This is a genomic window from Winogradskyella luteola (assembly GCF_019203985.1).
GTDB classification, from domain to species: Bacteria; Bacteroidota; Bacteroidia; order Flavobacteriales; family Flavobacteriaceae; genus Winogradskyella; species Winogradskyella luteola.
The window spans coordinates 30,892-40,424 of the sequence record NZ_JAGSPD010000017.1 but is presented as its reverse complement, the minus strand read 5'-3'; the positions used below and the strand labels follow the sequence as shown (position 1 = coordinate 40,424).

The window sequence follows — 9,533 nt, the reverse complement described above, 5'->3', positions numbered from 1 at the left end:
AGCAAACGTTTTTTTGTTCAATTATTTTTATTTTTCCAATTTCGTTTTCTATTGCTTGAGTTATATCATTTTTTTCATCAGAACTCATATTATTTCCAAGAATTACACAATTAAAAGCGTCTCTCGGAAGTATAATTTGTCTGTCAGAGATTGTAGCTGGGATTTCCCAAAACTTTTGTGTTCTATATTCTTTTTCAAATTCCCATTTCTTTTCTTTAAAATATACTTGCTTCCACCTGATTTCTTCTCTACTCATAATTGGGTCAGGTAAAATTGTAGGCAATTCATTCACGTATTCTACTTTTCCACCACCACCAAGATATTCAAATAGAATTCTTGAATTGTAACCAACGCAAAATCCTTTTCCATTGTCAGCATATTTATTCCACATCGATTCAAGGCAGTTTTCGGCAGTAAGACTCAAAACCCCTAATCTCTCAAAATATCCAGAAAAGTAAATTTTCTGATAATTTGCATTAAATTCTGGGTCTAAATATTCTTTTCTGTCTAATAATTGTCTAACTCTTTTTCGTTTTTGTTGTCGGCTTAATGTGTTATCCAATTTTGATATTCTGGTATAAACTTGTTTTGCTTGTTCAGGTGTCATTAAATCATATCTCACAGGTATCTTACAATCAAGTCTGTCCTCAAACATATCTGGTGAAGCCATAAAGACTTCTCTTTTGGTTATAAATCTTTTGTTAAATTCATTATTCCAACTACGATATTTATAAAGAACTTCTGGAAATTCAATATCGTCTAATGTCTTTATTTCTGTTTGTTGCTTCAAATGTTTGCTAACGTTTATGTATAAGATTAGTTGCGGTTTTGTATGTGAGGATTTTCCGAAGGAAAATCAGACGTAACAAAAATGCAACGACCTTTATTTAAGCACTAATGTAGCAATTAATTTTATACGGTGTTGGCAGTAGTTTTTTTCTTTTTTCCAGCTAATAACATTAACAACAATATAATTCCACTTAAAATAACATTCAGAATATAATTATACATCGGATTGTTGTCTATTAACGGTATGAATGAAAATACTTTAGATAAAAGTAAAGCAATCAGATATGCAAATCCTCCCAGAAATATAAATCCAAGTAGAGTAGCAAAAATATCTTTCCTTTCAGTCAATAATACAAAAGGTAGCGCAATTAGTATTATTCCGAATGAAAGCACTAACCACCAAGCTGAAGTAATGAAATGTATTCTAGAATTTCTTTTGGCTTCTAATTCTACCGTTTCGACAGTTTCTGTGGCTTCTTCGTCAGAGGTTTCAAAATTCAGATTTGTCAAATAATCATAAACTTTATCTTTAAGAGTTTTATGTTCAATTAATTCAGTCCGCAGTTTGAGTAGTTTCTTTTTTTCCGAAACAGAAAAAGTCGAGTCTTTTAATCCTTCGTTAATTTCCTTTATCTGTGTTACTTTTTGAGAAGTATTGTAATAGTATGAAAAACTAAAAGTATTGTCTAAAAATATCAATAGTATAAACCCAAAAACTATAAACAAGGCTTTGGATGATAAATTTCTTGTTTTGTCGGTTAAGAAATGTATGATTGATGAAAAATCCATTCAATTTAAGTGTTCGTGAGTTTAATTACTGCCAACACTTATATATACGTACTTTTCTAAATATAATAAAATTTTAACCATAATCTATAAATGACAATAACATAAGCGGTTTTACGCATTTACAAACAAGTACAAATACTTATAAGTATTTGTACACGCCTACCACTTTATAATGGCACTTCCCCAGGTAAAACCACTACCAAAAGCCGCCAAAACCACATTGTCACCCTCTTTAATTTTACCGTCTTCCCATGCTTCAGTTAAGGCAATAGGTATGGATGCTGCAGTCGTATTCCCATAACGCATTATGTTATTGTACACTTGGTCGTCACTTAGCCTAAATTTCTTTTGTATAAACTGTGCAATACGCAAATTTGCTTGATGTGGAATGAGCATATCAATATCCTCTTTTTGTAGATTATTTGCGTTAAGGCCTTCAACAATAGCTTCACTAAAACGCACTACAGCGTGTTTAAATACAAACTGTCCGTTCATATAAGGATAGTAAGACACATCATCTGGGTCGTTTTTTTCCATAATGGTATCTACCCATCGCCCAGTACTTGGCCCTTCTAATGCCAGTTCTTTGGCATGTTTGCCTTCAGAATGTAAATGCGTAGATAAAATGCCTTTAAAATTATCTTCCTCTCTACTCAGTACAACTGCGCCTGCGCCATCACCAAAAATAACCGTGACACCACGCCCGCGCGTTGAGCGTTCCAAACCACCCGAATGGTTTTCACTACCAATCACCAAAACATTTTTATACATGCCCGTTTTAATAAACTGGTCGGCAACAGATAAGCCATAGATAAAACCAGAGCATTGATTGCGCACATCTATGGCTCCGATGGTATCCATTTCTAAAAGTTCTTGCACGCGTACTCCACCGCCAGGGAAATACATATCTGGACTTAAGGTTGCAAAAACAATAAAGTCAATATCATCCTTGGTCAATCCAGCACGTTCTATAGCAATCTTAGCCGCCTTTGCTCCCATTATCGATGTGGTATCATCACTGGTTTTTGGATCGATCCAGCGACGTTCCTTTATACCTGTACGTTCTTGAATCCACTCATCACTCGTGTCCATCCATTGTTTTAAATCGTCATTGGTCACAACGTTTTCTGGGACATATTTTCCTAAACCTGTTATTCTTGAATTGTACATCTAAAATTTATTTTCGTTTCCAAAAGAAAATGGAAAACTTGTTAAAGGACAAATTTAACCCATTTCGTATGAATCTTATATCAATTCGTTATGCGTGCATAGCAAACTGTTCGCATCTTTTATTCTAAACAAAATTTAACATCTTAATCACATTTTGAAGCCTTATTTTTCAGTACCTTCAAACCACTAATCAATAATCAAAAAACATGAAGCATTTAATCAGATTTTTTGCATTTCTCTTTCTTTTAAATAGTTATGCACAACAAAGTCTCACCTATCAGCAGCCTTCCGAAGAAATTTTGGAATTGGCAGATGTAGAATTGGCGCCCGGAGTACAAATTGACAGTAAAGGTAAAAACATGGTATTACTCTACCGCGACCAGTACAAATCTATTGAAGAACTTTCTGAAACCGAACTGCGACTTGCCGGTTTGCGTATCAATCCTGTGACCAATATTGGTAGCAGAACCAATTATTACACCAATATTAAGGTTAAAAAGATAACCGATAAAGATGCTAAACAAGTCTCGGGTCTGCCAGAAAATGCAAGACTTTCTGGGTTTAGTTGGTCACCAGACCAAACCATGATCGCCTGTTTAAACACCACATCTAAAGGTGTTGAAGTTTGGGTGCTCAACATTGCCGATGCCTCTGTAAAAAAATTGACCAATGCTAATGTCAATGCCAATATGCGAAGTACCATCAACTGGTTTAAGGATAATAAAAACCTTTTGGTTAAAATGTTACCTAGCGACCGAAAAGAGTTAATCGATACAGATGTTGCCGTTCCGACAGGGCCAACGGTTTCTGTGAGCGATGGTGCCAAAGCTCAAAACAGAACCTATCAAGATCTATTAAAAACACCGAATGATGAATTCAATTTTGAGCAATTAGCACGTTCTGAAATTAAAAAAGTGTCCATTAATGGTGATATTCAAGATTTTTTAAGTGCTGATATGTATCGTGGCATTAGTTTTTCTCCTGATGGAAACTATATCATGGTAACAAAAGTTAAGCGGCCGTTTTCATATATAGTGACTTACACTAGGTTTCCGAGCGAAAGCATTATGTATGATGCTAACGGCAAAAAAATAAAAACTGTCAATGAAGTTCCTTTGGACGAAGTAAGACCAAAAGGTTTTATGTCTACTAGAACCGGTAAACGCAACATGACATGGAGAGGAGACAAACCATCTACATTAGTTTGGGCAGAAGCTTTAGACAAGGGTGACCCTGCGGTTGAGGTCGATTACAGAGATGTGGTTTATGAGCTTGACGCTCCGTTTAATGGCAAACCAAAAGAGATTTTAAAAACAAAACAACGCTATGCCGGTGTAGAATGGGGAAATGACAATACAGCGATTGCTTACGATTATTGGTGGAATACAAGAAATTTAAAGACCTATTTGTTTAATCCTTCAAACGGAAAGGCTAAAGTTATTTCAGATAGAAATTACCAAGACCGATATAGTGATCCTGGTAATTATGTGACATCGAGAAATGAATTTGGCAGGTCTACTTTAAATATGAATGGCGATAAACTCTACCTTATGGGAGATGGCTATTCTAAAGAAGGGCAATTTCCTTTTATTGATGAATACAATATTAAATCAGGAAAAACAAAACGACTCTACCAATCTGAATATACCGATAAGCTCGAAAGCCTTAACTATGCCATTGACATGAAAAAGGGCGAAATTCTGGTTCGTATTGAATCCAAAAAGGAATATCCAAACTACTATATACGAAACATTAAAAAGAACGAATTAACTCCGATTACCGATTTTGAAAATCCTTTTAAAAGTCTTGAAGAGGTTGACAAGCGAGTTATTAATTATAAACGTGATGATGGTTTAGATCTAGAAGGCACATTGTATTTACCCTTAGATTATAAAGAAGGAGAAAAATATCCAATGATTCTTTGGGCTTATCCCCGTGAGTTTAAGGACAAAGCTAGTGCATCGCAAAGTACTGCAAATCCTAATGAATTTGTATATCCGTATTGGGGCTCTCCAATCTATTGGGTCACCAAAGGCTATGTGGTGTTAGATGATGCCGCCTTCCCTATTGTAGGTGAAGGAGATGAAGAACCCAACGATTCTTTTAGAACACAATTGGTTGCCAACGGAAAAGCGGCTATTGATGCGGTTGATGATTTAGGCTACATAGATAGAAATAAAGTAGCAGTTGGCGGTCATAGTTATGGAGCTTTTATGACAGCCAATCTATTATCACATTCTAATCTGTTTGCAGCAGGAATCGCCAGAAGTGGGGCGTATAACAGAACATTGACTCCTTTCGGGTTTCAAAGTGAAGAACGCAGCTATTGGGAGGCACCAGAAATCTACTATAATATGTCCCCTTTTATGCATGCGGACAAAATGAAAACCCCTCTGCTCCTTATTCACGGTGTGGCAGACAACAACTCTGGTACGTATCCATTACAAAGTGAACGTTATTTTAATGCCCTAAAGGGATTGGGAGCTCCCGTAAGATTAGTAATGTTGCCGAAAGAAAGTCACGGCTACAGAGCCAAAGAATCGATTATGCATATGCTTTGGGAACAAGACCAATGGCTAGATAAGCACGTAAAGAATCGAAAGAAGAAAGAAGAAACCATTGAAAGTGCTGAGGCTATAAAAGACTAACATAAATACATAAGATCAAAAGACGGTCTAAAATGTGAATAGTTCTACCATTAAGAACAAGTGAAGAATCTCATCTTTAAAAAGATTTAAAAGTTAGAATTCAACAAGATTTTTTATGACATTCAGAGCAAAACATTTTTGACCGTCTTTTTTATGCCATCTTGTCACAAATGTTGTCTTGGTATTTTATTTGTCTATATGATACTGAAAAATAAACAACAACTTTCGTCAGTTCGAGTTAAGACAAAGTCGAATTATCGAGAACTTCTCGATAAATTTTGAACACGTTCAAAATACTCGAAGTGACCATAAAATTAAAATACAATGACAAAAGGAAGTATTAATGTATCGGTAGAAAATATCTTTCCGTTAATTAAAAAGTTCTTATACTCTGACCACGAAATCTTTTTGCGTGAGCTGATTAGTAACGCTACTGATGCCACATTAAAACTAAAGCACTTAACCAGCATTGGTGAGGCCAAAGTAGAATATGGCAATCCACAGATTGAAGTTAAAATTGATAAGGATGAAAAAAAGCTTCATATCATCGATCAAGGTCTTGGCATGACTGCTGATGAAGTAGAAAAATACATTAATCAGGTTGCTTTTTCTGGTGCTGAGGAATTTTTAGACAAATACAAAGATGCTGAAAAGGATGCTGGAATTATTGGTCATTTTGGTTTAGGTTTCTACTCGGCTTTTATGGTTGCTGATAAAGTAGAAATTATAACAAAATCGTTTAAAGATGAACCTGCGGCACATTGGACATGTGATGGTTCTCCTGAGTTTACTTTAGAGGAAGCAGACAAAACGGATAGAGGTACAGAAATTATTCTTCATATTGCAGAAGACTCAACCGAATTTTTAGAAGAAGCTCGTATTCGAGAGTTACTAATGAAGTACAACAAGTTTATGCCCATTCCAATTAAATTTGGAACAAAGGAAATAAACGACCCAGATTTTACACCAAAGACAACAAAAGGCAAAGACGGTAAAGAAACTACTGAACCTCATAAGCAGATTACAGTAGACGATATTATAAATAACCCAAATCCGGCGTGGACAAAACAACCTGCCGATCTAAAAGATGAGGACTACAGCAAGTTTTACAGAGAGCTGTACCCAATGCAGTTTGAAGAACCGCTCTTCAATATCCATCTTAACGTAGATTATCCGTTCAACTTAACAGGAATCTTGTATTTCCCTAAAATGACGAATGATCTTAATATTCAAAAAGACAAGATTCAATTGTACCAAAACCAAGTGTTTGTAACAGACAATGTAGAAGGTATTGTTCCAGAATTTTTGACTATGTTAAGAGGTGTTATCGACTCACCGGACATTCCGTTAAACGTATCGCGTAGTTACTTACAAGCAGATGGTAATGTAAAGAAAATTTCATCTTATATTACACGTAAGGTTGCAGATAAACTAAAGTCGCTATTCAACAATAATCGTGAAGATTTTGAAAAGAAATGGAACGATATAAAAATCGTTATTGAATACGGTATGTTATCAGAGGAGAAATTCTTTGAAAAAGCAGATGCTTTCGCCCTATATCCTACAGTCGATGGTAAATTCTACACCTTTGAAGAATTGACCAATGCTATTAAAGCAAAGCAGACTGATAAGGACGATAAAATGGTAATTCTGTACGCTTCCAATACAGATGAGCAGCACAGTTATATCCAAGCCGCAAAAGATAAAGGCTACGAAGTTTTATTATTAGATTCTCCTATCGTGAGCCATTTAATGCAAAAGTTGGAAACGTCTAAAGAGCATATTTCTTTTGCACGTGTAGATGCAGATCATATCGATAACCTCATCAAGAAAGATGATACAACGATTTCAAAATTGTCTGATGAGGAAAAGACCAAGTTAGATGAATTGTTAAAAGACGTCGTACCATCAGAAAAATTCATGGTACAATTAGAAGCTATGGATAGCAATGCTTCACCATTTATGATTACACAACCAGAGTTTATGCGTCGTATGAAAGAGATGCAACAAACCGGTGGAGGCGGTATGTTTGGTATGGGCAACATGCCAGAAATGTATAATTTGGTGGTGAATACTAATCATGACTTAGTCAACGAAATCTTAAATACTAAGACCAAAAAGAAACAAGAACGTTTAATAAACCAAAGTTTGGATTTGGCGCGCTTATCTCAAGGTCTTCTTAAAGGTGAAGAACTCACTAACTTTATTAAGCGTAGCTATGATATGATTAAGTAAAATCCATATTTATAATTTACCTATCATTATAAAAACCACTTAGAAAACTCTAAGTGGTTTTTTTATAACTCACAGTTACTACTACTTAACTCATTCAAACAACCCATTAACTCAATATCCATTTTTCTTTACAATCAATAAGTATAGGTTTGATGTGTCTAACACAAATACTTATACCATGAACACACAATTCAATTTAGAAATTAAAAAGCCTTGCTTAGAAAACTACGATCAATTTCGACCTACAGAAAAAGGTGGTTTTTGTGACAATTGCCAAAAAGAAGTCATTGACTTTACCCAGATGAACAATAAAGAGATTGTTAACTACTTTAAAACTAGAACTACCAACAATACTTGTGGCCGTTTTAATACTCAACAATTAAGAACACCTTTTAAATCACCCCAAAAAAAATATCTGAACTTTTTTACGGGACTTGGACTGACTTTATTATCATTCTTTTCCATAACACCTGCTGAAGCTCAGGAACAAAACCAATCAACTAAAAAAGTAAAGGACAGCTCCAGTACAGAAGAGTTAAAAAACAAAGAACGAATAACGGTAAAGGGAACTGTTGTTACAGAAGAAGATGGGTTGCCCTTGCCTGGTGCAAGTGTTATTTTGCAAGGTACCGCTCACGGCATTCAGACAGATTTTGATGGCTTTTTTGAATTTCCTAAAAAACTCAAAAAAGGAGATGTGTTAATTATTAGTTATGTTGGTTTAGAATCACAAAAAGTAATCATAGAGAATAAAAAATCTGCTACTAATATTGAGTTAAAGGTGAATATGGAATATACATCTTGTGTCATTATGGGTGAAGTCGCCGTAAAAGAGATTTTTAAGTCGAAGAGAAATTAATCTTCTAAGGAATCATGAAGTATATATTAGCTTTTGTATTTTACTTTTTTCTACATTCACTAATTGCTCAAATCTCGGATTTTAATCATATTGATTTTAATAAAGCAGACAATATTGTTAAGCTTAATGAAGGCAAAGATTTAGATAATTTACCTTTATTGACGTTTCAACTTACTCATAAACTTTCTACGGATATAGAGAAATTTAGAGCTATTTACACTTGGGTCTGTCTCAATATCCGTGGAGATGCTTTTCAGCATAACTTAGTCAGCAGGAAACGAGAAAAATTTAAAAACGATAGTCTTGGTTATATCGCATGGAATAATGAGTTTAAGAAATCAGCTTTTAAAAAACTACTAAAGTATAAAAAAACAATGTGTACGGGTTATGCCTACCTCATTAACGAAATGTGCTTTATAGCTAATATACAATGTAAAATAATCGATGGCTATGCTAGATCTTTTGAGACTAACATAGAAGCGCTAGAATCCTTTAACCACTCATGGAATGCTGTAAAGCTAAATAACAAATGGTATTTATGTGATGCTACCTGGTCTAGTGGTTATATGATTAATGGCAGTCTTTTTGTTAAAGATTATAATGATGGCTATTTTTTAACAGACCCTATTCTTTTTGCAAAAAACCATTATCCACTACAAAGAAAATGGTTTTTAAATGACAGTATAATAGAACGTAAATTTACACCAGAACCAATTGTTTATGGAGAAACCTTTAGACACAAAATTATTCCAATTAGCCCTAAGAACCTAAACACTGTTATTACTAAAAATCATGAGATATGTTTCAAGTTTAAATCATTAAGCACTATCAACAACAAAGATATTTCATTGGTTCGTGTTGTAGGCAAAAAACATAGAACTTTCAAAATTTATGATCTAAAAAACGAGGATGGAGATATTTCATTTAAACATAAATTTGAACAAAAAGGATTTTATGATGTGCACTTAAAAATTAAAAAAGATATAGTTGCTTCATACAGTTTTGAAATAAAGAAATCTAAAATTTTGAATTAAGGTCTAAAG

The 9,533-nt window shown here is 34.4% G+C and carries 7 protein-coding genes; 4 read left to right on the top strand and 3 right to left on the bottom strand.

Translation table 11 applies throughout. From position 1 onward, the window contains the following. The 3 genes from KCG49_RS15340 to KCG49_RS15330 all read right to left on the bottom strand — a co-directional run. The coding region (locus KCG49_RS15340) for a DUF2971 domain-containing protein (protein ID WP_218547762.1) at positions 1 to 790 on the bottom strand (790 nt) is incomplete at its 3' end. Between the two features lie 122 nt (positions 791 to 912). Continuing rightward, entirely contained in the window at positions 913 to 1,578 is a 666-nt protein-coding gene (locus KCG49_RS15335) for a DUF4131 domain-containing protein (protein ID WP_218547759.1), read from the bottom strand. A 159-nt stretch (positions 1,579 to 1,737) separates the two neighbouring features. Beyond that, positions 1,738 to 2,748, bottom strand: a complete 1,011-nt coding sequence (locus KCG49_RS15330; RefSeq protein WP_218547758.1) for a 3-oxoacyl-ACP synthase III family protein — start codon at positions 2,746 to 2,748, stop codon at positions 1,738 to 1,740. Between the two features lie 206 nt (positions 2,749 to 2,954). Between KCG49_RS15330 and KCG49_RS15325 the strand changes: the two genes are divergently transcribed. From KCG49_RS15325 to KCG49_RS15310, 4 genes are all read left to right on the top strand, one after another. After that, on the top strand, positions 2,955 to 5,396 hold the full coding sequence (locus KCG49_RS15325) for an alpha/beta hydrolase family protein (protein ID WP_218547756.1): 2,442 nt from the start codon (positions 2,955 to 2,957) through the stop codon (positions 5,394 to 5,396). 324 nt (positions 5,397 to 5,720) lie between these two features. After that, positions 5,721 to 7,631 (top strand): molecular chaperone HtpG, encoded by a 1,911-nt coding sequence (htpG, locus tag KCG49_RS15320; RefSeq protein ID WP_218547755.1) that lies wholly within the window; start codon positions 5,721 to 5,723, stop codon positions 7,629 to 7,631. A gap of 178 nt (positions 7,632 to 7,809) precedes the next feature. After that, positions 7,810 to 8,490, top strand: coding sequence for a carboxypeptidase-like regulatory domain-containing protein (locus tag KCG49_RS15315; RefSeq protein WP_218547754.1), 681 nt, complete (start codon positions 7,810 to 7,812; stop codon positions 8,488 to 8,490). A 14-nt stretch (positions 8,491 to 8,504) separates the two neighbouring features. Beyond that, positions 8,505 to 9,524, top strand: coding sequence for a transglutaminase domain-containing protein (locus KCG49_RS15310; RefSeq protein ID WP_218547753.1), 1,020 nt, complete (start codon positions 8,505 to 8,507; stop codon positions 9,522 to 9,524). Positions 9,525 to 9,533 lie beyond the last annotated feature (9 nt).

Bases quoted from the DNA above. Each gene is read 5' to 3' on its own strand.
- KCG49_RS15325 (WP_218547756.1), top strand. From the start codon at position 2,955: ATGAAGCATTTAATCAGATTTTTTGCATTTCTCTTTCTTTTAAATAGT.
- KCG49_RS15335 (WP_218547759.1), bottom strand. From the start codon at position 1,578: ATGGATTTTTCATCAATCATACATTTCTTAACCGACAAAACAAGAAAT.
- htpG (WP_218547755.1), top strand. From the start codon at position 5,721: ATGACAAAAGGAAGTATTAATGTATCGGTAGAAAATATCTTTCCGTTA.
- KCG49_RS15310 (WP_218547753.1), top strand. From the start codon at position 8,505: ATGAAGTATATATTAGCTTTTGTATTTTACTTTTTTCTACATTCACTA.
- KCG49_RS15330 (WP_218547758.1), bottom strand. From the start codon at position 2,748: ATGTACAATTCAAGAATAACAGGTTTAGGAAAATATGTCCCAGAAAAC.
- KCG49_RS15315 (WP_218547754.1), top strand. From the start codon at position 7,810: ATGAACACACAATTCAATTTAGAAATTAAAAAGCCTTGCTTAGAAAAC.